This window comes from Pseudomonas sp. FW305-7, from assembly GCF_058786735.1.
This window is the reverse complement of record NZ_JBYSZA010000038.1, coordinates 23,591-44,690: the sequence shown is the minus strand read 5'-3', so window position 1 is coordinate 44,690 and position 21,100 is coordinate 23,591. Positions and strand designations below refer to the sequence as shown.

At 58.3% G+C, this 21,100-nt stretch carries 21 protein-coding genes; 11 read left to right on the top strand and 10 right to left on the bottom strand.

Annotated elements, in window-relative coordinates:
* Positions 1-104 precede the first annotated feature (104 nt).
* On the top strand, positions 105-1,079 hold the full coding sequence (gene hemB / locus AC3WMT_RS28415) for a porphobilinogen synthase (protein WP_103306666.1): 975 nt from the start codon (positions 105-107) through the stop codon (positions 1,077-1,079).
* Between the two features lie 128 nt (positions 1,080-1,207).
* Here hemB and AC3WMT_RS28410 read toward each other — a convergent pair whose 3' ends face one another.
* Together AC3WMT_RS28410 and AC3WMT_RS28405 are read right to left on the bottom strand one after the other, a co-directional pair.
* Complete coding sequence (locus AC3WMT_RS28410) at positions 1,208-2,743, bottom strand: FAD-dependent oxidoreductase (RefSeq protein WP_103306665.1); 1,536 nt, start codon at positions 2,741-2,743, stop codon at positions 1,208-1,210.
* A 252-nt stretch (positions 2,744-2,995) separates the two neighbouring features.
* Positions 2,996-5,200, bottom strand: coding sequence for a TonB-dependent receptor (locus tag AC3WMT_RS28405; protein WP_103306663.1), 2,205 nt, complete (start codon positions 5,198-5,200; stop codon positions 2,996-2,998).
* 343 nt (positions 5,201-5,543) lie between these two features.
* Between AC3WMT_RS28405 and AC3WMT_RS28400 the strand changes: the two genes are divergently transcribed.
* The gene (locus AC3WMT_RS28400) at positions 5,544-6,635 is read left to right on the top strand and encodes a DUF1615 domain-containing protein (RefSeq protein ID WP_103306662.1); all 1,092 of its coding nucleotides are present in this window, start codon (positions 5,544-5,546) and stop codon (positions 6,633-6,635) included.
* A 71-nt stretch (positions 6,636-6,706) separates the two neighbouring features.
* Here the strand turns inward: AC3WMT_RS28400 and AC3WMT_RS28395 are convergent, their stop codons facing one another.
* The 4 genes from AC3WMT_RS28395 to AC3WMT_RS28380 all read right to left on the bottom strand — a co-directional run bounded on the left by AC3WMT_RS28395 (position 6,707) and on the right by AC3WMT_RS28380 (position 9,261).
* Entirely contained in the window at positions 6,707-7,225 is a 519-nt protein-coding gene (locus tag AC3WMT_RS28395) for a hypothetical protein (protein WP_103306661.1), read from the bottom strand.
* 132 nt (positions 7,226-7,357) lie between these two features.
* On the bottom strand, positions 7,358-8,050 hold the full coding sequence (locus AC3WMT_RS28390; protein ID WP_103306660.1) for an anti-sigma factor: 693 nt from the start codon (positions 8,048-8,050) through the stop codon (positions 7,358-7,360).
* Positions 8,047-8,583, bottom strand: a complete 537-nt coding sequence (locus AC3WMT_RS28385; RefSeq protein ID WP_103306659.1) for a sigma-70 family RNA polymerase sigma factor — start codon at positions 8,581-8,583, stop codon at positions 8,047-8,049. The genes AC3WMT_RS28390 and AC3WMT_RS28385 overlap by 4 nt, the downstream gene beginning before the upstream one ends.
* Positions 8,584-8,739: 156 nt before the next feature.
* Positions 8,740-9,261: a DUF3455 domain-containing protein gene (locus AC3WMT_RS28380; RefSeq protein ID WP_103306658.1), complete on the bottom strand. Its 522-nt coding sequence runs from the start codon at positions 9,259-9,261 to the stop codon at positions 8,740-8,742.
* A gap of 463 nt (positions 9,262-9,724) precedes the next feature.
* Here AC3WMT_RS28380 and AC3WMT_RS28375 point away from each other — a divergent pair, with 463 nt between their 5' ends.
* Entirely contained in the window at positions 9,725-10,348 is a 624-nt protein-coding gene (locus AC3WMT_RS28375) for a glutathione S-transferase (protein ID WP_103306657.1), read from the top strand.
* Positions 10,349-10,451: 103 nt separating this feature from the next.
* Here AC3WMT_RS28375 and AC3WMT_RS28370 read toward each other — a convergent pair whose 3' ends face one another.
* Positions 10,452-10,892 carry a CBS domain-containing protein gene (locus tag AC3WMT_RS28370; protein ID WP_103306656.1) on the bottom strand — a complete coding sequence of 147 codons (441 nt, stop codon included), beginning with the start codon at positions 10,890-10,892 and terminating at the stop codon, positions 10,452-10,454.
* Positions 10,893-11,255: 363 nt separating this feature from the next.
* On the opposite strand from AC3WMT_RS28370, the gene AC3WMT_RS28365 reads away from it, so the two are divergent.
* Positions 11,256-13,616, top strand: a complete 2,361-nt coding sequence (locus AC3WMT_RS28365; protein WP_177431460.1) for a DNA polymerase II — start codon at positions 11,256-11,258, stop codon at positions 13,614-13,616.
* Here the strand turns inward: AC3WMT_RS28365 and AC3WMT_RS28360 are convergent.
* Together AC3WMT_RS28360 and AC3WMT_RS28355 are read right to left on the bottom strand one after the other, a co-directional pair.
* Positions 13,581-14,051, bottom strand: a complete 471-nt coding sequence (locus AC3WMT_RS28360) for a DUF1810 domain-containing protein (protein WP_103306654.1) — start codon at positions 14,049-14,051, stop codon at positions 13,581-13,583. The genes AC3WMT_RS28365 and AC3WMT_RS28360 overlap by 36 nt on opposite strands.
* A gap of 25 nt (positions 14,052-14,076) precedes the next feature.
* Positions 14,077-14,898, bottom strand: a complete 822-nt coding sequence (locus tag AC3WMT_RS28355; RefSeq protein WP_103306653.1) for an aldo/keto reductase — start codon at positions 14,896-14,898, stop codon at positions 14,077-14,079.
* A gap of 509 nt (positions 14,899-15,407) precedes the next feature.
* Between AC3WMT_RS28355 and AC3WMT_RS28350 the strand changes: the two genes are divergently transcribed.
* The 6 genes from AC3WMT_RS28350 (at position 15,408) to AC3WMT_RS28325 (ending at position 18,719) form a co-directional block, all read left to right on the top strand.
* The gene (locus AC3WMT_RS28350; protein WP_103306652.1) at positions 15,408-16,004 is read left to right on the top strand and encodes a hypothetical protein; all 597 of its coding nucleotides are present in this window, start codon (positions 15,408-15,410) and stop codon (positions 16,002-16,004) included.
* Positions 16,005-16,102: 98 nt separating this feature from the next.
* Positions 16,103-16,507, top strand: a complete 405-nt coding sequence (locus AC3WMT_RS28345; RefSeq protein WP_103306651.1) for a hypothetical protein — start codon at positions 16,103-16,105, stop codon at positions 16,505-16,507.
* Between the two features lie 41 nt (positions 16,508-16,548).
* A complete protein-coding gene (locus tag AC3WMT_RS28340; RefSeq protein ID WP_103306650.1) occupies positions 16,549-16,953 on the top strand; it encodes a hypothetical protein in 405 nt (134 codons plus the stop codon).
* A 144-nt stretch (positions 16,954-17,097) separates the two neighbouring features.
* Positions 17,098-17,562, top strand: coding sequence for a hypothetical protein (locus tag AC3WMT_RS28335; RefSeq protein ID WP_256583594.1), 465 nt, complete (start codon positions 17,098-17,100; stop codon positions 17,560-17,562).
* Between the two features lie 60 nt (positions 17,563-17,622).
* Complete coding sequence (locus AC3WMT_RS28330) at positions 17,623-18,129, top strand: DUF4265 domain-containing protein (RefSeq protein WP_103306649.1); 507 nt, start codon at positions 17,623-17,625, stop codon at positions 18,127-18,129.
* 62 nt (positions 18,130-18,191) lie between these two features.
* Complete coding sequence (locus AC3WMT_RS28325) at positions 18,192-18,719, top strand: Imm15 family immunity protein (protein WP_256583593.1); 528 nt, start codon at positions 18,192-18,194, stop codon at positions 18,717-18,719.
* A 60-nt stretch (positions 18,720-18,779) separates the two neighbouring features.
* Here AC3WMT_RS28325 and AC3WMT_RS28320 read toward each other — a convergent pair whose 3' ends face one another.
* Positions 18,780-19,928: an aldose epimerase family protein gene (locus AC3WMT_RS28320; protein WP_103306647.1), complete on the bottom strand. Its 1,149-nt coding sequence runs from the start codon at positions 19,926-19,928 to the stop codon at positions 18,780-18,782.
* A gap of 272 nt (positions 19,929-20,200) precedes the next feature.
* On the opposite strand from AC3WMT_RS28320, the gene AC3WMT_RS28315 reads away from it, so the two are divergent.
* A complete protein-coding gene (locus tag AC3WMT_RS28315) occupies positions 20,201-20,950 on the top strand; it encodes a hypothetical protein (RefSeq protein ID WP_103306646.1) in 750 nt (249 codons plus the stop codon).
* Positions 20,951-21,100 lie beyond the last annotated feature (150 nt).

The following is a 21,100-nucleotide window of genomic DNA, read 5'->3' as shown; positions in this document are numbered from 1 at the left end:
AGTAATGCACTCTTGATTGATCCAGGTTTGTACGCCAACCCTCGCAAGGCATAAGCTTCGCCCCCTACGACTTTCGTCTCATCTTGCGTTTTCAGGAAAGCCCCATGTCCAGTCAGTTCCCCGAAGCACGTCCCCGCCGTCTGCGCCGCAATGCGAGCCTGCGCAGTCTGTTCCAGGAAACCGAGTTCAGCCTGAACGATCTGGTGCTGCCGATTTTCGTCGAAGAAGAGATCGATGACTTCGTGCCGATCAAGAGCATGCCCGGCGTGATGCGCATTCCCGAGCGCAAACTGGCCAGTGAGATCGAGCGTTATGCTCGCGCCGGCATCAAGTCGGTAATGACCTTCGGCGTGTCCCATCATCTGGATAGCAACGGCAGCGACACCTGGCGTGAAAACGGCCTGGTCTCGCGCATGTCGCGGATCGCCAAGGATGCTGTGCCGGAAATGATCGTGATGTCCGACACCTGCTTCTGCGAGTACACCGATCATGGCCATTGCGGCGTGATGCACAACCATGAAGTCGACAACGACCAGACTCTGATCAATCTCGGCAAACAGGCTGTGTCAGCGGCTCGTGCCGGCGCTGACGTGATTGCGCCGTCGGCGGCAATGGACGGTCAGGTACGGGCGATTCGTCAGGCACTCGATGCGGCCGGTTTTACCCAGATTCCGATCATGGCCTATTCGACCAAGTTCGCTTCGGCGCTCTACGGCCCGTTCCGCGAGGCCGGTGGCAGCGCGTTGAAGGGCGACCGCAAAAGCTATCAGATGAACCCGATGAACCGCCGTGAAGCCCTGCGCGAATCGCTGCTGGACGAACAGGAAGGCGCCGATGCGCTGATGGTCAAACCGGCCGGCGCCTACCTCGACATCATCCGCGATATTCGCGAGGCCTCGAACCTGCCGCTGGCGGCGTACCAGGTCAGCGGCGAATACGCGATGATCAAGTTCGGCGCACAGGCCGGGGCAATTGATGAGGATCGTGTGGTGCGTGAAAGCCTGGGCGCGATCAAGCGGGCGGGTGCGGATCTGATCTTCACTTACTTTGCGATGGATCTGGCCCTGGCCGGGATCTAGGCCACATCGTGTAACCCTGTGGGAGCTGGCTTGCCAGCGATGAGGCCAGCACATTCAAAATCAATGTTGACTGAGCCACCGCTATCGCTGGCAAGCCAGCTCCCACAGGTTTCTATGTTGTTCTTTGGTTACGCGCAATTGAAGAACGGCCGGATGCCGTGATCACGGAAGTAGCGCTCGATTACCTTCGGATCCGCGCTGTTATCGGCAATCGCCACGTAGGTATCCGGGCGCAGCAGGTAGAAGCCGTTGCGCCCCAATCCTGCCGTCTCAAACGCCGGTCGCCAGTCGAACACATGCAGCGGCAGGTGATGTTCGTTGCACCATTGGATCATCTCGTCGCTGGTGTCACCGTACACATGCACTTGCCAGCAAGGCTGACGCAGTGGCTCGTAGTTATCCCCTTCACCGTCATGCGCCCACGGCAGGCGATCACCGCCGTGGACGTGTCCGGCCACGCCTTGGCTGAGCGACATGCCGCGATAGTTGAGGGTGACTTGCGACACCGTGCGGAAAAGGAATTCGCGACTCGCTTCGAATGAGGCCATTTTCGGGATCAGAAACGGTGCCACACGCATGCGCAGCAGATCAGCCATGCGCCCCTCTGCGGTGACGAAACTGAAGACTTTGTCGGTGGTGGAGACCAACCGCCGGGCGAAGGCGATGCGTTCGGTTTCGTAGCTGTCGAGCAGTCGGGTCTCGGCGCCACCGCTGATGACCGCGGCGAGTTTCCACGCCAGATTGATCGCATCGCCGATGCCGGTATTCATGCCCTGACCGCCCGCCGGGCTGTGCACGTGGGCCGCGTCGCCGAGCAGGAACGCGCGACCACTGCGAAAATGCTCCGCCACTCGGTGATGCACGCGATAGGTGGAGAACCAGTTGACCTCTTCGATATGCACTTTCAGGTGCTCGATGGCGCGACTGCTGACGTCGGAAAACTCCAGTGTGTCGACGCGTTCCGCACGTTCGTCGCGTACGGTGCCGATCAGCCGTGCGCGGCCTGCTCCGGCCAGCGGGAACACCGCGAGAAAGTCCGCTTCGTCCAGATCCAGATGCAACTCGCCATTCATCGCCGGCCCGCTGGCCTGCACATCCGCCACGTAGAAAATCTGTTGATAGGTGCCACCGGGGAAACCGGTGTCGAGGGTTTTACGCACCACCGATCGCGCGCCGTCACAACCGGCCAGATAGCAGGCCTGGCAGATTTCCTGTTCGCCATCGGGCAGGCGTAAATGCACGGTGAGACCGTCGCCGGTTTCCTCGAAACTCTCCAGCGTCGTGTTGCGTTCGACGCTTACGCCATAGTCTTCGAGCCGATCGATCAGCAGCCGTTCGTGCTCGTCCTGCGGGAAGATTTCGATGAACGCATAAGGTGTCAGGCCCTCGCCGATGCGATTGAGCGGCAGTTGCGCGACCGGTTTACCGTTGACCCAGAAATTGGCTGCCGCAACGCGATGGCCGCTGCGCACGATGGTGTCGGCCAGATCCAGTTGCCGGTACAGCTCCAGCGTGCGCGCCTGCACCGCCAGCGCCCGGGAGGTGGTGCCGGGGGCGGAGGATTTGTCGATGATGCGCACCTGCACGCCCAGTTTGCTCAGCCACAGGGCGAGCACCAGGCCGGTCGGGCCGGCGCCAATGATCAGGACGTCGCTGCGGTTCATGGGCCTGTTCTCCGTTTGCTGTGCAGCAAGTATGGATCAGAAGGAGAGGGTGGCCAGTTGATCAGCCAGACGGAAAAAGGTCCCGCAGCGTTGGGGCGGCGGGGCCTTTTTGATTTCTGGCAGAGATTCTGTGGCGAGGGCGCTTGCTCCCGCCGGACTGCGCAGTAGTCCGCTTCTGTCAAAGAAGCGGGGGCCGCTTCGCGACCCAGCGGGCGCAAGCTCCCTCACCACAGGTGTGTGTTCGACAGCGGCTTAGAAGTCGATCGTCCCCGACAACTTCGCCACTCGCGGCTCACCCTGAGTCAGGTAGCCGCCCTGAGCCGATTCCCAGTACTTCTTGTTCGCCAGGTTCTCGACGCCCAGACGCAGCGTCACGTCCTTCTCCGACACCTTGAACGCATAACGCGCACCGGCATCGAAACGGTTCCACGTCGGCAGGCTGAGGTTGTTCGCAGCGTCGGCATATTGGCCGCCGGTACGCAGCATCCGCGCATTCAGCGCTACACCTTGCAGGCCCGGTACGTCCCAATCGGCACCAGCGTTGAACTGGAAGGTCGGTACGCCAATCGCACGGTTGCCGTCGTTGGCGCCATTGAGGGTGTTTTTCAGTTCGGTGTCCATCAACGTCAGGCCGCTGATCAGGCGCAGACCATTGATCGGCTCGCCGAACACGTTCAGTTCCACGCCTTTGTTGACCTGCTCGCCTTCACGCACGTAGGTGCAAGTGGTGGCGCTGTTGATTTCACAGTAACCGTCACTCGGTTGCTCGATGCGATACACCCCCAGGCTCGCGCCGTAGGTGCCCATGTCGACTTTCACCCCGGCTTCGGTCTGCTTGGAACGTGCCGGTGCGTAGACTTCGTTGCCATTGGTCACACGAAAGCCGCCGCTGCTGGTCGGCGAAGTCGGCCCCTGGGCCAGGCCTTCAATGTGGTTGGCATAGAACGACACGTGCTCCCACGGCTTGAACACCAAGCCGTAGACCGGTGTGGTGATCGACTCGTCGTAGCTCGATTTACGGCCGCCGCTGCCCCAACTGGCGTAGTTGTAGCCTTGCACCACCATTTGCTGACGACGCAGGCCGGCGGTGATCAGCAGGCGATCATCGAAGAAGCCGAGGGTATCGGAAATCGCCAGGCTACGGTTGAAGGTCTTGCCGACAATGCCCGGGTCATTGAGGTCGCCGCCGGAAAAGTTGCCGACCGGCGCCGGGGTTTCCACCGGGTGGTAGATGTTGTTGGCGTACTTGGTCAGGTCGAAGTCATAGGCGCTGCGCTGCTCGGCCCAAATGCCGGTCAAGCCGAAGTTCAGCTTGTGGCTGACAGGGCCGGTGTTGAACTTGCCATTGAGACCGGCCATCACACTGGTGTTGTCTTCATCGTGAGGGATGAACGAACCAGTGGTGAACGATGCGCCGCTGTTGCCGACCAGCGTGGTCGAGTTGTAGCGCCCGACTTCACGGGTGTGTTTGGCGCCACCGGCCGCGTAAGCGGTCCAGTTGTCGTTGAGGTCATATTCGGCGCGAAGCATGCCGAAGGTGTCTTCGATATCGGTGTAGCCCCACTTCGGCGCGTAGTTGGTGTCGGCCGATGGTGCGTCCGGAATGTGCGTGGCGGTGCCGAGGTTGACCGAGTTGCGACCACCGTTGACGCGTTCTTTCTGGTAGGCGAAGTCGCCGGAAATCCGCAGCGCATCGCCGCGATAGTCGAGGCCGATGGCGAACAGTTTCGAGCGTTGGTTTTCGTGATCGATGCCGGTATCGCCTTCACGTTGCGACAGGTTGATCCGCGCGCCGAAGCGGTTGTCTTCACCGAAACGCTGGCCGATATCGAAATGATGCCCGACGCGACCTTCACTGTTGATGTCGGTGGTATAGCGGCGCAGCGGCACGTCGCCGGCGCGTTTTGGCTGCAGGTTGACGCCGCCGCCGATGCCGGAACCGGTCGGGGTCACGCCGTTGATAAAGGCGTTCGGGCCTTTGAACACTTCCACGCGCTCCAGGGCGTCGGTTGAGATGATCTGCCGAGGCAGTACGCCGTAGAGGCCGTTATAGGAAATATCGTCGCCGTTCAGCGGCAGGCCACGAATCATGAAGACCTGTGCCTGGTTGGAGAAACCGGAAGCCTGGCGCACCGAGGAATCGTTGAGCAGCACATCGGCGACGTCCTCGGCTTGCTGATCCTGGATCAGTTGCTCGGTGTAGGAGGCCGCGCTGAACGGCACGTCCATCATGTCCTGATTGCCCAGTACGCCAAGTTGGCCGCCGCGTGCGACCTGACCACCGGAGTAGACCGGGGGCAGGGCGTTGGATGTCGGGGCTTGAGCGTTGACGTTGACGTCGTCCAGCACCAGCGCTTTGTTGTCTTTTTCAGCAGCGTGGGCGGTGATGGTCAGAGAGCACAGCAGGGCGAGAAGCGTCGGGCGAAAGGGCACGGCAAGTCGAGCTGGAGCGGGCATTTTTGTACCTGGAGGCGCACGGCCAGTGAGAAAAGTAAGGGCGGCGCGGGAACTCCTTGCGCAAATGCGACTCCAGGCACAAATGATAGTTTTTCTCAGTAACGTTTTGCAATCAGTTTGTCATTACGGCTGAAACCTCTAATCCACGGCTTGATTTGCTTCCTTGTGGCGAGGGGATTTATCCCCGATGGGGCGCGAAGCGGCCCCCGTTTTTGATTTCCAAGGGGACTGCTGCGCAGTCCATCGGGGATAAATCCCCTCGCCACAAGGTCTGTGTAAGTCTGGTTTGTGGAACCCCATTGATCGTATGGTGAACCCGCCTCAACGGACTGGATGAAGCTTCATGCACAACTCTCGATTACTGATCACCCTCGCCGCACTGCTGGTGTTGGCCGGTTGTGCCGGTCAGCGCAGCAGCGAGCCTGCACCCCGTGCCCCCGCCGAAGTGAAGGCCGAGATCGTGCGGCTGATGCCCGCCAAAACCGCCGACCGCCAGGGCTGGGCCACGGATATCTATGCCGCGTTCGCCGCGCAGAACATCAGCCCGACCACACAGAATCTCTGTTCGGTGCTCGCCGTGGCCGAACAGGAATCCACCTTTCAAGCCGACCCGACAGTGCCCGGCCTCGGCAAAATTGCCCGTGACGAAATCGACCGCCGCGCCGCCAAAGTGCACATCCCCAGCCTGCTGGTCAGCGGCGCCCTGCAAGTGCGTTCAACCAACGGCAAAACCTATAGCGAGCGCCTGAGCGCGGCGCGCAGCGAAAAAGAGTTGAGTGCCATTTTCGATGACTTCATTGGCCGAGTGCCGATGGGCCGCACGCTGTTCGGCGGCTTCAACCCGGTGCACACCGGCGGGCCGATGCAGGTCAGCATCGAATTTGCCGAACAGCACGCCAAGGATTATCCGTACCCGGTGGACGGCACCATCCGCCGCGAGGTGTTCAGCCGGCGCGGTGGCATGTATTTCGGCATCGCGCATCTGCTCGGTTATCCGGTCAGCTATCGCGAGCCGCTGTACCGCTTCGCCGACTTCAATGCCGGGTGGTACGCCAGTCGCAATGCGGCATTCCAGAATGCGGTGAGCCGCGCTTCGGGCATCCCGCTGGCGCTGGACGGCGACCTGATCCGCTACGACTCGATCATGCCCGGCGGCACCGAACTGGCGGTACGCACCCTCGGCAAATCGCTGGGCATGCGCAATCCGACCATTCGCGATCAATTGGAGAAGGGCAAAACCCTGGAGTTCGAAGAGACCAGACTCTATCAACGCGTGTTCGAGCTGGCGGAGAAGGCAGAAGGTAAACCACTGCCGCGTGCGGTGTTGCCGGGGATCGTGCTGCAGAGCCCGAAAATCACCCGAAAATTGACCACTGCCTGGTTCGCCAAGCGCGTGGATGAACGTTACAAGCGCTGCATGGCCAAGGGCGGCTGATTCACGCAGACGTAAAAAACCCGGCTGACGGGAGCCGGGTTTCTCTGGGTTGTTGCGGTAACGCCATTCATTCAAACAGCGCGACGTTCGTTCAGACGATCCGAACCACCTTCGGCAACTGTGTTGCCTTGCAGACGATCGGAACCATCAGCGGCGACGGTGTTGCCTTGCAGACGATCGGAGCCATCGGCGGCAACGGTGTTGCCTTGCAGGCGATCGGAACCGTCAGCGGCGACGGTGTTGCCTTGCAGGCGATCGGAGCCATCGGCGGCGACGGTGTTGCCTTGCAGGCGATCGGAGCCATCGGCGGCAACGGTGTTGCCTTGCAGACGATCGGAGCCATCGGCGGCAACGGTGTTGCCTTGCAGACGATCGGAACCATCAGCGGCGACGGTGTTGCCTTGCAGGCGATCAGAACCATCAGCGGCGACGGTGTTGCCTTGCAGACGATCGGAACCATCAGCCGCAACAGCGTTTTGATACAGACGATCCGAGCCATCAGCGGCGATCATCGTGTGAGCTGGCGTGGCGGCGAAAGCGTTTACTGCGAAAACCGAGAAAGCGATGCTGAGAAGAGTCTGGCGTTTCATGATGGTGTGCTCCGGGGTGTTGTTGGTTGGTATGGAGCGGATGTTACGCCGGGGATTTTTTATGAGAACTTCATTGATGTAATGGTGAACATCGACGCCAATGATGATTGCCAGAACCCCCGCGCCAGAGCCTTACAACACCTTCACCGCGCGCCCGATCGCCTGAATCGGCCCGGTCGGCTTGCCGATTGGCGAGCCGTTGGCGCCCTCCAGCGTCAGCTCGAATAGCTGGTTGGGTTGCAGTGGCGGCAACTTGTCCAGCGGTACCGACAGCGCCTGCCCCGGCTTGACCAGACCCAGTGACACCGGCCCTTGCCAGCCGTCAGCCTTGGTCCAGAACTCCAGTGCCTTGTCCGCCGGCACCTCGACCACACCCAGTGGAATCAACTGAATCTCGTGTGCATTGCTGGCCTGGATCACCCAGCCCGGCGCCTTGTCCTGCGGCGCGACCAAAACCACCAGATAACTCGGTTTCGGTGTGGTCTGGGTCAGCAGGATCGCGCCCAGAATCAAGGTCGCGGTCAGCCCGGCAGCGCTCAGCCCGCGCCACAATGGCAGCAGATTCCACCAGGAAGTTGAGGGCGCTTTGTGCGTCGAGCGCTCGACACTGCGTTCAATTCGTGGCCATAACTGCGCCGACGGTTGCTGCGATTCGGCATAGTCCGTCAACTCCAGCAGCCGTCGCTCCCAGGCATCCACTGCCGCACGCAGTGGCGGCTCATGCACCAGACGTTTCTGCACCTCGCGCCGCTGTTCGGCAGAGAGCGTGCCGAGCACGTATTCGCCGGCCAGTTCATCGCGTTCCTGAGCCGATTCGGTGGTCATCCCATGCACTCCCGCAACGCGTTAAGGCTGCGCTTGATCCAGGCTTTGACGGTGCCCAGCGGTGTGTCGAGGCGCGCCGATATTTGCGCGTGGCTGTAGCCGTCGACATAGGCGTGGAGGATGCAGCGTCGACGTTGCGCATCGAGCTGTTCGAGACAGCGATGGATGCGCGCCGAGTGTGAGTGCGCATCGAAGGCATCATCGTCGTGTGTCGGCACTTCATGGTCTTCGCTGAACGGCGTTTCCCGACCCTGATCACGCAGCAGATTGAGCGCCAGATGCCGGGTCACGCTGAACATCCAGCCCCGCGCCGAACCGCGCGCCGGGTCAAACCCGGCGGCACCGTTCCAGATCTTGATGAATGCCTCATGCACGATGTCCTCCGCCAGCGCGGTGTCGCGCACCAGTCGCCTGGCCACGCCGAGCAGGCGTGGGCCTTCCTGCAGATACAAATCGCGCAGGGCCGACTGCTCGCCGCGGGCACAGGCAGCGAGACGGGCTTCATAATCGAACACTGATTCAGGCAAAGACATGTCGTGCAATCTAGCTCACATTTAACTTCAGCACACGGAACCCCTGTGGGAGCGGGCTTGCCCGCGATGGCGTCGTGTCAGCCAACTTCTACTTCACTGATCTACCGCTATCGCGGGCAAGCCCGCTCCCACAGGTTTTGTGTTGGGCCTGTGACTTCAGTTCGCCGCCCAGAAAATGTAATCGGCCTGGTACTTCACCACTTCCTGCTTGCCCTTGTTCGCCGCTGTGCATTCGCTCGCTGGCGCCACGCCGCCCTTGAGCGCAACGCGCTGGACGTAACTCACGCCACTCATCGCGCCCTTACCTTCGGCCGGGTTGGCCTTGACCAGTTGATAAGGCAGGTTACCCGGGCTCGACGGCGCCACGGCCAACTGCGTACCGGTGATTTTCGAACCGTCCTTGGCCTGCCAAGTGGCGGGCGGGCCGAAGTAGGTGCCCACCTGTTTACCGCTGCGGTCATTGAGCACCGCTTTCGGACCGACAAAGGTCCACTCGGTCTGCCCGGCCATATTGGGCTTGTCGCGGCACTCATAGGTGATCTCGCCGACCCCGGTGGTTTCCATCGCGATCTTGTGGCCATCCGGGACTTTGATCGCGTCGGGGTAACTGCTTTGGGCGAAGGTTGTCGAGGAGAGGGCGAGCAAACCGGTGAGGCCAATCAGCTGGGTGATGTTCATCAGTGTTTCTCCGAAAAGGGTAGACCGCTGGCAGCCGAGGAGGGCTGTTACAGGGACTACCCGTGGCGGAGGCAATTGGATGCAGAATCCGACAAATATTTTTCAATCACCTCGTTACTTGTGGGAGCTGGCAAACCAGCTCCCACGGGTTCTTGATGCACTTGGTGCGGGATGGGCACCGCCAGCGCTGTTTTGCGAGGTTTGAATTCGCAAGTCGCGAGTGCATGGGAAAACGTGCCAATACCGATACAACTGCTGACAAATTCGCTCTTGTGGCGAGGGAGCTTGTCGGAACGCCGCCCGTCCCGCCGGGCTGCGAAGCAGGCCCAAACCCGGTAAATGCACTACAACTGATACACCGCAGTCTCTGATTTTATGACTGCTGCGCAGCCAAGCGGGACGGGCGGCGTTCCGACAAGCTCCCTCGCCACAGGGGATGGGTAGCCAGTAGAAGGGGGGATTTATGTATCAACTGTATGGGCACAGAAATTCAGGCGCAGCCGCCATCGAAGCGGCGTTGGAGTTGTGTCAGATCGCTTATCGCTTCATTGATGTCGAAGCCAGTACCGAAGCCGCCGAGGCGTTGGCGCAGCTCAATCCACTGAAGCAGATTCCGACTCTGCAACTGCCCGATGGCAGCGCCATCACCGAAAGCGCGGCGATTCTGATTCATCTGGGCCTGACCTTTCCCAAGTCCGGTTTATTGCCGGTCAAGGCGGAGGATCGCGATCAGGCGATTCGTGGTGTGGTCTACATCGTCAGCAATTGTTACTCGGCGATCGGCGTCATCGATTACCCCGAGCGCTGGCTGGTGATGCCCGACGAAGCGTCGCGGCAAAACCTGATTGCCGGCGCTCGAGAACGTTTGCATTGGAGTTGGGAGGTGTTTGCTGATCAGTTTTCAGCGGAGTTGTATCTGGATGACGAAACTCCGGGGGCGCTGGATGTGCTGGCGGCGGTGGTGACGCGCTGGGCCGGGAGCCGCGAGCATTTGCGTCAGACTCGGCCGGGGTTTTATGCGTGGTTACAGCGGATCGACCGGCATCCGGTATTGGCACCGGTGTTCGCCCGGCATTGGCCAGCCTGACCGAGGTGATCGTTCCCACGCTCTGCGTCCCAAAGCGTGACGCAGAGCGTCACCGGAGGCATGCCCACGCGGAGCGTGGGAATGATCATGAGGAGGACGTGGGTCACTCCCCGCGAATGTACTGCTCCAGCTGCTTGATCAGCTCAGCCTGTTCGGCAATCGCTTCCTTGACCAGGTCACCAATCGACAGCAAGCCGATCAGCTTGCCGTTCTCCACCACCGGCAAGTGGCGCAGACGTTTGTCGGACATGATGCCCAGGCAGGTATCGACAGTCTGGTGGGTATCCACGGTGATCACGTTCGCCACCATGATGTCGCGAACCGGCGTGCCCACCGATGAGCGGCCATGCAGCACCAGTTTGCGCGCGTAATCGCGTTCGCTGATGATGCCGACCACTTCGTCGTTTTCCACCACCAGCAAGGCGCCGACGTTTTTCTCGGCCATCTTCATCAGCGCTTCGAGCACCATGTGATCAGGCTTGATCTGGTGTACTTCCTGATTTTTCTGATCTTTGAGCTTGAGCAGTTGGGCGACGGTCTTCATGGCGGTTACTCAGGTGTTGTCGTTGTTATCCAAGCATCGTAGACGCAAGCGCGCAGAGCAAGGTGGCAAAGCGGCAGATAACACGCAAAAAACGTCATTTACTCGATATTCTCAACCTGCAAAGAGGCTTTGGGGCCAGTGGAGCCTTGTGGCGAGGGGATTCATCCCCGATGGCCTGCGCAGCAGGCCCAGAATCAGCCCGTCGGGCTTGCCTGATACACCGTGTCGGATGGTTTTGGGGCTGCTTCGCAACCCATCGGGGCGGTGCGACGTTTCGCTAAATCCCCTCACCACAGGGGATGGGGTTATCTCCGGAAGGGCAGCGTAGAATGCCCCTCTGTTTCAATTCCTGAGGTCGCAGTGGTGGATTTACAGCAGGGCTTCGTCCTGACCCGGCATTGGCGCGATACCCCGGCCGGCACCGAAGTCGAGTTCTGGCTGGCGACCGACGCCGGGCCGCGCCGTGTGCGCTTGCCGCATCAGCCGTCGGTGGCGTTTATCCCCGCCGAACAGCGCGAGGCGGCCGAACGCCTGCTGCACGACGAAAAGAATGTCGAACTGCGCCCGTTGGCCCTGCAGGATTTCGAGCATCGCCCGGTGCTTGGCCTGTATTGCCAGCAACACGGCCAGTTGATGCGCCTGGAAACCGCGCTCAATCGTGCCGGTGTCGATGTCTTCGAAGCTGATGTGCGCCCGCCGGAACGCTATCTGATGGAGCGTTTCATCACCGCGCCGGTACTGTTCAACGGTACCGCCGATACCGACGGCGTATTGCTCAACGCGCAATTGAAACCCGACCCCAAGTACCGGCCGACACTGCGCCTGGTCTCGCTGGACATCGAAACCACCGAAACCGGTGAGTTGTATTCCATCGCCCTGGAAGGCTGCGGCGAGCGCCAGGTGTACATGCTCGGTGCGCCGAACGGTGACGCCAGCATCGTCGACTTCGACCTCGAATACTGCGACTCGCGCACGCTCATCCTGAAGAAACTCAACGACTGGTTTGCGCGGCACGACCCCGACGCGATCATTGGCTGGAACGTCGTCCAGTTCGATCTGCGCATCCTCCACGAACACGCGCGACGCCTCGGCGTGCCGCTGAAAATCGGCCGTGGCGGCGAAGAGATGCAGTGGCGCGAACACGGCAGTCGCAATCACTACTTCGCCTCGGCGGCGGGGCGGCTGATCATCGATGGCATCGAATCGCTGCGCTCGGCGACCTGGAGTTTTCCTTCGTTCAGCCTTGAGAACGTCGCGCAGACCCTGCTTGGTGAAGGCAAGTCCATCGACAATCCGTACCAGCGTATGGACGAAATCAACCGCATGTTCGCCGAGGACAAACCGGCGCTGGCCAAATACAACCTAAAGGACTGCGAACTGGTCACGCGGATCTTCGCCAAGACTGAACTGCTGACCTTTTTGCTGGAGCGCGCCAGCGTCACCGGGCTACCGGCGGATCGCAGCGGCGGTTCGGTGGCGGCGTTCACCCATTTGTATATGCCGTTGATGCATCGACAGGGGTTTGTTGCGCCGAACCTCGGCACCAACCCGCCGCAGGCCAGCCCCGGTGGTTTTGTCATGGACTCGCAACCGGGCCTGTATGAATCGGTGCTGGTGCTCGATTACAAGAGTTTGTATCCGTCGATCATCCGCACCTTTTTGATCGACCCTGTGGGGCTGATCGAAGGTTTGCAGCACCCCGACGACGCCGACTCGGTGCCGGGCTTCCGTGGCGCACGTTTCTCGCGCACCCGCCATTGCCTGCCGGCCATCGTCTCGCGGGTCGCCGAGGGCCGCGAGACGGCCAAGCGCGAGCACAACGCGCCGTTGTCGCAGGCGCTTAAGATCATCATGAACGCCTTCTACGGCGTGCTCGGCTCCAGCGGCTGCCGCTTCTTCGATACGCGGCTGGCCTCATCAATCACCCTGCGCGGCCACGAGATCATGCTGCGCACGCGCAAGCTGATCGAAGAGCAGGGTCACGCGGTGATCTATGGCGATACCGACTCGACCTTCGTCTGGCTGCGTCGCCCGCACGGGCAAGAAGAAGCGGCAACCATCGGCCATGCGCTGGTCAAACACGTCAACGACTGGTGGCGTGCGCATGTACGTGATGAGTACGGTCTGGAAAGCGCCCTCGAACTGCAATTCGAAATTCACTACAAACGCTTTCTGATGCCGACCATTCGCGGCGCGGAGGAGGGCAGCAAGAAGCGCTACGCCGGTCTCGTCACCCGCGCCGATGGTACTGAGGAAATGGTCTACAAAGGCCTGGAAACCGTGCGCACCGACTGGTCGCTATTGGCCCGGCAATTTCAGCAGGAACTCTACGAGCGGATCTTCCAGCGCAAGCCGTATCAAGACTACGTACGCGACTACGTGCGCAAAACCCTCGCCGGTGAATTCGACGAGCGACTGGTCTACCGCAAGCGCCTGCGCCGCACACTCGACGATTACGAGCGCAACGTCCCGCCGCACGTGCGTGCGGCGCGCCTGGCGGACGATTACAACGCCCAGCACGGGCGCCCTCGGCAATACCAGAATGGCGGCTGGATCAGCTACTTCATCACCCTGGCCGGCCCCGAGCCGCTGGAAGTGCGCCGCGCCGCCATCGACTACGACCACTACATCACCCGGCAGCTGCAACCGGTGGCGGATGCGATTCTGCCGTTTGTCGACGACGATTTCTCAACCCTGATCGGGGGGCAACTGGGCCTGTTTTGAGTCGAGCAGCTGCAGCGTCCATTCATCGAGAATGCCGTGGAAATAGCGTTCCAGCGCCTGATTGAACAAGCTGTCGTCAGCGGTGAACTGGGCGAATAGCGTCATCGAGGAGTGAAATTTCAAGTCATCGGGATGGCCGAAAATCTCGGCGATCGAGCGTTGCTGCACATTCAATACCAGTTGCGTGCAGGTGCGCAGCCGCGCCCCGAGCAATGGATGATCGAGATAGGCTCGGGCCTCTTCGGCCGAGCCGATGGCATAGCGTCGGGACATTTCGCTGCCGCCCAGCCCGGCGAACTGCGGGAAGACAAACCACATCCAGTGGCTGCGTTTGCGGCCCTCGTCGAGTTCACGCTGGACCCGTTCGATCACCGGGTCCTGGGCCTGGACAAATCGTTGCAGGTTGAAGGGGTCGTACTGATCAGTGCTTCTCATCGCGAAGCCCTCGCCAGCCGCTGGCTCAGACCATGGCCAGTCGCTGCTTGCGTTGTGGCGCCTGAAACACCTGGTCCAGCGCCGCCAGATCCCCGGCCTCCAATTGCAGCTGCGCCGCTTGTGCATTGAGTTGCACATGTTCCGGTCGCACAGCCTTGGGAATCGCAATCACACCATCCTGACGCAGAATCCACGCCAGCGAAACCTGTGCGGGAGTGACGCCATGACGAATGGCTATCTGCTTCAGCAGCGGTTCAGCCAGCATCGCGCCACCCTGGCCAATCGGACAGTAGGCCATCAACGGCATGCGCTGGTGTTGGCACCACGGCAGCAGATCGAATTCGATGCCACGCTCTTCCAGGTTGTAGAGCACCTGATTGGTCGCACAGGCTGAACTGGAGAGTTCTTCGAGGTCGTCGACATCGAAATTCGACACACCCCAGCGGCCGATCTTGCCTTCTTCGCGCAGGCGTTCGAACGCTTCGACGGTTTCTTCCAGCGGATACTGGCCGCGCCAATGCAACAGATAGAGGTCGATGTAATCGGTGTCGAGCCGACGCAGGCTGCGCTCGCAAGCCTGTGGGATGCCTGTGCGGCTGGCGTTGTGCGGGTAGACCTTGCTCACCAGAAACACCTGATCGCGCAGCCCGGCGATGGCCTCGCCGACGACTGTTTCGGCACCGCCCTCGGCGTACATCTCCGCTGTATCGATCAGGGTCATGCCCAACTCAATACCCGTGCGCAGCGCCGCCACTTCACGCGTGTGCGCCGAACGGTCTTCGCCCATGCGCCAGGTGCCCTGGCCAATCACCGGCACCTGCACACCGGCCAACTCGAGAGTACGCATGCAATCCTCCTTTCTGAACGTGTCGATACCTTTTAGTGGGCAGCAGGATAGCGCAGGGGTTCCATGAGGCTCACAACGCAAAAGATCGCAGCCTTCGGCAGCTCCTCTGCGATCTTTTGATCTTGCGCTTTTCATTTAACAATTTTTCGTTAAACACCTGCCCGGGCAAGTGCGCAAGAAGTTGCGCACTTTTCATTGTTGATTCGGTTCAAGTGACGCAGGAAGACGGTAGGTTTCGCTCAGCACCTTGATCCGCAGGGCTTTGTGATATCTGGCATGAAGTTTGATCACTCATCGCCATTCTGACCGGCAATAGCGTTAGCCTGCTAGTGTGTTTTAAGATGCCTCGATAAAACGATGAGTGTGGATCGGCTCAAGAAATCCGCAGGAGCGGGCATCGATTCAGATCCAGACTCTTCGCGTGTGCCTGAACTGAAACAGCTGGGAGCCATTGTTAGTGAGGAGCATGCCGCGGGTACGAACGCCGGTAGCGCGTAATAAGGGAATATGTGATTTCTACTGATTTTCATCAGCTTGTTCAGTTGTTTATAGAGAGGGCGGGTAATCTTCAGCCAGGTATTTTTGGGTTGAACGGCTTCTCCGGGGCGGATTTGATAAGTGCCGATTTTGAACTGATCGGCGATCCGAATGGTTTTCATTCTTTCGAGAAAGCATACGAAGTTCCTTATTTTCGTAGAAAAATAATGGTTGTTTTCAAGCAGTATTTTTTCGCGAGTGAGAGTCTGGGGGGAGGTCTTGGTATTGCAGGTGGGGTAAGGCTGACTTCGCTTTTAAGAAAGCAGCCATTTGCTACATCAACGGGGCATGTCGATACGAATCGTAAGGAGTTCTTCTTTTTCGAGGATAAAAGTGATGGGGCACTGATTTTTGACGAGAAAATCGTAATACGATTCGATCAGTGGTCCAAGCGCAATTCTTATAGGGTTTCAACGCTGGAGTGTGATTTTGATAATGCACACTTCAATGCAATAGCTACGAAAGCGGTTCGCGAAACGCTTGAACCGTTCACTCACGATTCAATGATTAGAGATGCAAAACAACGGGGCTGCGCACGTGCATTTAATCGTTTGATTGCAGCGCTCTAATCCGCACTGCTGGTCAGGCCTGCCATGAAGCAGTTTACGGATGACGTACCTGGTGGTGACGGTGCATAAGGTCACTGCAATGAATGTAAGGAAGCAATATGATTACCTCTGCTGAAGAGTTTGTGGCACTGCGTGGAAGTGAAGTAAAAGACGAGTACGATCGAGCCGCTATGGAAGAGGCGCCGATTGCGGTATGGCGTGAGGTGATCGAGAAATTCCCCGAGTACAGAAGATGGGTTGCGCACAATAAAACGGTGCCGGTGGAAATTCTTGAAGAGCTGTGTGTATTCGATGACGTCCGGTATTTTGTTGCTTCAAAGCGAAAGTTATCGCAAACATTGTTTGAGCGTCTTTCTCAAGACCCCAATTCTCTTGTCAGGGGGGCAATAGCTGCAAATAGAAAAGCGCCTATTGCAATCCTGGAGAAGCTGCTTGAGGACGAGAGTGAAAGTGTTGTCAGTATGGCGAGATATAATTTCGCAAGTAGGAAGCCTCAGTCATAGTTCTGTATTCAACAACCCGCCTCATCTTTAAAGGAATAAACATGAAAAAAGCCGCTTTCATTTTTGCAATCACCGCCGCTTTCGGCACCGTCAATGTTGCCCACGCGGAGGGGCCGGACGCTGCCACGCTGAAGGGGATTTACGACATGGGGCGTAACACGGCCGGCCTGATCAAGCATTGCGTTGACAAGGGCTTGCTGAAAGCTGACAGCGTGGATAACGCTAATAAAATGGTGGGGTTTGTCTCCGAGATGCCGGGTGAGATGGACAAGAGCGAGGGCGACAAGAGCGAAGCCAACGGTCGTAAGGGGGAAGTGCTGACGGAAGGTAAATACCAGAAGCTTGAAGCCAACTTGCCATCGGGTCTGACGCTCAAGCAGTGGTGCGAACAGGCGGATCAGGGCATGCGCGAGGGCTTGAAAAGCGCCGGGCTGATCGAGGGGTGATCTGACAGGTCAGATACAACAGACGCTCACTGAACGCGAGCGTCTGTGATTTAAAGGCCCAGTAAAGAGTGGGCCTTTTTCTGTAACAGTCGACAACTGCGTCTGCTGTAGCCACGCATCGGTCAGAAATGGAAGAAGCATTTTATGATGCTGGATAGTTTGGAAAATAATGAGTTTGATCGCCTGGAAGAACAGCTGCTTGAGGCGAGTGTGTCTTTTGGAGAAATGACCTGTGAGTACACTCGTTATCTATTGGGTCTTATCCAGAGAGGCAAGCTTGACGCTATTTCCAGTGCCAAATTGGAGTTGTTGCTTCCCTATCTGAAGGCAGGCCTCTCGCGGGAAAGAATAGAAGGTGATGAGGCATTCCGAAAGAAGCTCAAGGTTGAACTCTGGCAGATGGAGCAGCAGTACCGTAAGACGGATGAGTGTTTTGTAAATTTTGTTCGGGCTGTGCTCTATTGCTTTGGCACAGAGGAAATCTGGGAAGAGGAAGGGGATGGCGGCACACCGGTCTATCTTTATTTCCTGATCTTGAAGAGGATACTGCCGGGTCTACGGAGAGACTTCATCAGCAATTTCTACAGCTTTCTTGAGCACCGCATTTGATCCTCGCTTTGTGTGTACAGGGTCTGATTTTGCTTTAGAGCACCAGGTTAGGAGTATTGGATGGTAGACGAAGGATCTGTAGAACATATTCGCGTGTATGCCGGAAAGAACTCCAAAGGGGCGGTGTTTGAATCTTTACCCGCGAGAAAACTGGCTGAGCATACCTATGAATTGCTTTCATCACCGGGGCTGGCGTTGAATCTGGCCAGAGGCGATGTGGTTTCCCTGGAAAATTCTCAGACACACGCTGAGGTACTGAGAAGGGGAGGTAATTTCTGTATTCACATCTATTCCAGCCACATTTCGCCAGACCGTCTGGCGAGGCTGGAGGCGGACGTTGCCAACCATCTCAACGGTACCTTGGACGGCGTATACAAAGGGAATTTGACTTTGGCCATTCCCGCGAAGACCGGAATGGATAACATCGCACTGTTCTTCGACGCGTTCCGCGAGGAGACCGGGCTTCAATGGTATTACGCGAACGTTTACAAGAATATCGATGATATAGAAGACGAAACGCTTCTCTACTGGTGGCTGGGCGATGGCGCGAACAGTACGACAAATTAATCGGCCCAGCATTGCACAGCGGACAGTAGAGGGTTTTGAGATCTGATGGAATGTTCGGGAAGATGAAGCTGACAGACTTTTATAGCAAGGTGATTAGCCAGGAACCCTATAACGATATGGGGGTGTTCTTTTCAAGCTATGAGAGTTTTGAAGAGATACCGCTTGTTTCACGATACAGCCGATTGGCGTTTTTGCAGGCGCAGATGAGCAGTGACCGAGTCTCCGATTTTCTGACCGGTCTCGCCGTATTTCTTCTGAACTCAATAAAGGCGTTGACTGCGGCGGGCGCTGATAACAAGCACTTTTATGCTGTGACTTACACCGATTTCGAAGCTCTGGAGGAGCAGGGTGTAGCGATCCCCAATATCTTTGTTTATCCAAAACCATCCTCTATTGGTTTTGTGGAGAAATTAAAGAGTGACCCCGTCGCAACGGTGTCGCGAGAGATGGAAGAAGTCAGAAGGCATTTTTCCAACTGCGGTGTAGAGACGCTCTTTGATTTCTACGAAAGCAGGTTTTATGACGTTGCCTGTGGTGAGGATATTGTCAGGGTTTTTGCCGTTCCCAAAAGCTTCGAAAACGATAGATGACGGGGGGCCGCTTAGCGGCCCGGCGGGAGCAAGCTCCCTCGCCACAGATCCAGTGTGGATCTATTTTGCGGAGAACTTCAGCACCACGCTTTGGGTGTAAGTCTGCCCTGGGTCCAGACGCGTACTCGGGAAGTCCGGCTGGTTCGGCGAGTCAGGATAGTGCTGCGTCTCCAGAGTAAACGCCCCCCAATGCGGATACACCTTGCCACCCTTGCCCTTGACCGTGCCGTCGAGGAAGTTGCTGGTGTAGAACTGCACGCCCGGTTCGTTGGTAAACAGTTGCAGATGCCGGCCTGACTGCGGATCGCTGACTTCAGCGGCGACCTTGTTTACATCACCCTTGGTATCTAGCGCCCAATTGAAATCGAAGCCGCCCTGTTTTGGTTCGGCGAATTTCAACTGCGGATGATCAGCTTTTATATGCGTGCCAATCGCTGTCGGTTTGCTGAAATCCATCGGCGAGCCGGCTACCGGCGCCAGTTCGCCGGTCGGGATCAACTTGGCCGTGACGGGGGTGTAATGACTGGCATGCAGGGTCGCGACCTGTTTGAGAATGTCGCCATTTCCCGCGCCGGCCAAATTGAAGTAACTGTGGTTGGTCAGGTTGAGCACCGTCGGTTTGTCGGTGCTGGCCTTGTAGTCGATGCGCAGTTCGTTGTTGTCGGTGAGGCGATAGGTCACTTCAGTGGTGAGGTTGCCTGGAAAGCCCATTTCGCCGTCCGGCGACAGATAGGTCAGGGTCACGCCGACCGAATCCTTGTCCTTGGTTTCCTGCGCTTTCCAGACTTTTTTATCGAAGCCTGATGTGCCGCCGTGCAGGGCATTGGTCTTGTCGTTCTGCGGCACTTGATAGCGCTTGCCATCGAGTTCGAACTTGCCCTCGGCGAGGCGATTGCCGAAGCGGCCGATGGTCGCGCCGAAATACGCGGTGCCTTTCTGATAGCCCTGCACATCATCGAAGCCGAGCACCACGTCGTCGAACTTGCCGTGCTTGTCCGCCACTTTCAGCGATTGCAGTGTCGCGCCGTAGGTGATGACGGTGGCTTGCATGCCATGGCTGTTGCGCAGGATGTATTGCTCGACGGGCGTGCCGTCATTGGTTTTGCCGAAGGCTTTGTGTTCGGCGCTGAGGCCCGCCGCGTTGGCGGAAAGGGTGGCGATCATCAGAGAGAGTCCGAGGCCGGAGAGCAGGTGACGGGATTGAAGCATGGTTGACCTTCCTTTTTGTTGTTGTTTTCAAATCCCGGTATAGGAGCTGCCGCAGGCCGTTCCTACATAGGGATGGTAATAGTCATGCTATTTAAGATGTGAGTGAAAATTTATAGCCGACTAAGCGTTTATTGCAATGATAAAGTCGGACTAAATGGTTGCCGAAGGTCGGGAAACACTGTGAGCACTGCACTTTTTTGCAATCGGCGGCTCTATCCATGGCCAGGATGCGGTGACTCCCGCCGCACAGGAATGTGCCTGTTCGAGAATTCATGCCGAGCGTTTTTGACCTGATCACCGTATTTTTTCGCCGACCGTGCTTGCTGCTGGTGTGTCTGTCGTCGCTGTTGTTCAGCGGTTGCAGCCATCAGGACGGCAACGGTTTCTTCAATCAGATGCGTGAAGGTCAGCCGCAGGAATTCCTGCAGACCAGCGTTGATCGCATGGCCACGATGGCGATGCGCGACAACCTCAACAGCCTCTACCGCTTGATGGGCAAGCTGTATCTGCGTAACCCCGAAGAGCTGCGCAAATCCGGTTCCCTCAATATCAACACGGCGGTGAAACAGGTGCGCCTGGCGATCGAGCAGCAACAGCCGCTGCCGGTGCTCGGCGGTCGCAAGGATCTGGCCGCGCTCAGCTATGCGATGAGCCCGGAGTTTCTCGGTGACCGGGTCGGTGCGTTCATCTATGCCATTGGCAGCATGCTGGTGACTGCCCATGGCAATCGCACCGAGTTCTACATGACCGACGCGATCAATCCGACGTTTGTGCACAACTCGGCGCGCAATATTGAGAAGGCCATGTGGATTCTGTCGCAACGGCAGAACAAGGAAGGCCAGCCGTTGTTGTTCTCCAATGAGATCTCGGAGGAGGGCAGCAACCTGAGCTTCGCCACCGAGTTCAGCAAAATCGTCGCGCGCCTGGATTTGCTGACGCAAATGCTCGATGAGCGCTACCGGCGGATCGGTCTGAACTACGCGCAGAGTCTGCTGTTCCTGAATTTCTTGCCGGTGCAGTGAGTTCGGTTGGGGTGGCGATGCTGATCAATGCAGCACAAAACCCTGTGGGAGCTGGCTTGCCAGCGATGGCGGTGGGTCAGGCAACACAATGTCACCTGACGGGGCCTCATCGCTGGCAAGCCAGCTCCCACATTGACGGATAGCCAGTGC

Bases quoted from the DNA above. Each gene is read 5' to 3' on its own strand.
- AC3WMT_RS28335 (WP_256583594.1), top strand. From the start codon at position 17,098: ATGATGCTGGATAGTTTGGAAAATAATGAGTTTGATCGCCTGGAAGAA.
- AC3WMT_RS28360 (WP_103306654.1), bottom strand. From the start codon at position 14,051: ATGAGAAGCACTGATCAGTACGACCCCTTCAACCTGCAACGATTTGTC.
- AC3WMT_RS28340 (WP_103306650.1), top strand. From the start codon at position 16,549: ATGAAAAAAGCCGCTTTCATTTTTGCAATCACCGCCGCTTTCGGCACC.
- AC3WMT_RS28380 (WP_103306658.1), bottom strand. From the start codon at position 9,261: ATGAACATCACCCAGCTGATTGGCCTCACCGGTTTGCTCGCCCTCTCC.
- AC3WMT_RS28355 (WP_103306653.1), bottom strand. From the start codon at position 14,898: ATGCGTACTCTCGAGTTGGCCGGTGTGCAGGTGCCGGTGATTGGCCAG.
- AC3WMT_RS28385 (WP_103306659.1), bottom strand. From the start codon at position 8,583: ATGTCTTTGCCTGAATCAGTGTTCGATTATGAAGCCCGTCTCGCTGCC.
- AC3WMT_RS28370 (WP_103306656.1), bottom strand. From the start codon at position 10,892: ATGAAGACCGTCGCCCAACTGCTCAAGCTCAAAGATCAGAAAAATCAG.
- AC3WMT_RS28375 (WP_103306657.1), top strand. From the start codon at position 9,725: ATGTATCAACTGTATGGGCACAGAAATTCAGGCGCAGCCGCCATCGAA.
- AC3WMT_RS28400 (WP_103306662.1), top strand. From the start codon at position 5,544: ATGCACAACTCTCGATTACTGATCACCCTCGCCGCACTGCTGGTGTTG.
- AC3WMT_RS28395 (WP_103306661.1), bottom strand. From the start codon at position 7,225: ATGAAACGCCAGACTCTTCTCAGCATCGCTTTCTCGGTTTTCGCAGTA.
- AC3WMT_RS28410 (WP_103306665.1), bottom strand. From the start codon at position 2,743: ATGAACCGCAGCGACGTCCTGATCATTGGCGCCGGCCCGACCGGCCTG.
- AC3WMT_RS28390 (WP_103306660.1), bottom strand. From the start codon at position 8,050: ATGACCACCGAATCGGCTCAGGAACGCGATGAACTGGCCGGCGAATAC.
- AC3WMT_RS28320 (WP_103306647.1), bottom strand. From the start codon at position 19,928: ATGCTTCAATCCCGTCACCTGCTCTCCGGCCTCGGACTCTCTCTGATG.
- AC3WMT_RS28325 (WP_256583593.1), top strand. From the start codon at position 18,192: ATGAAGCTGACAGACTTTTATAGCAAGGTGATTAGCCAGGAACCCTAT.
- AC3WMT_RS28405 (WP_103306663.1), bottom strand. From the start codon at position 5,200: ATGCCCGCTCCAGCTCGACTTGCCGTGCCCTTTCGCCCGACGCTTCTC.
- AC3WMT_RS28345 (WP_103306651.1), top strand. From the start codon at position 16,103: ATGATTACCTCTGCTGAAGAGTTTGTGGCACTGCGTGGAAGTGAAGTA.
- hemB (WP_103306666.1), top strand. From the start codon at position 105: ATGTCCAGTCAGTTCCCCGAAGCACGTCCCCGCCGTCTGCGCCGCAAT.
- AC3WMT_RS28315 (WP_103306646.1), top strand. From the start codon at position 20,201: ATGCCGAGCGTTTTTGACCTGATCACCGTATTTTTTCGCCGACCGTGC.
- AC3WMT_RS28330 (WP_103306649.1), top strand. From the start codon at position 17,623: ATGGTAGACGAAGGATCTGTAGAACATATTCGCGTGTATGCCGGAAAG.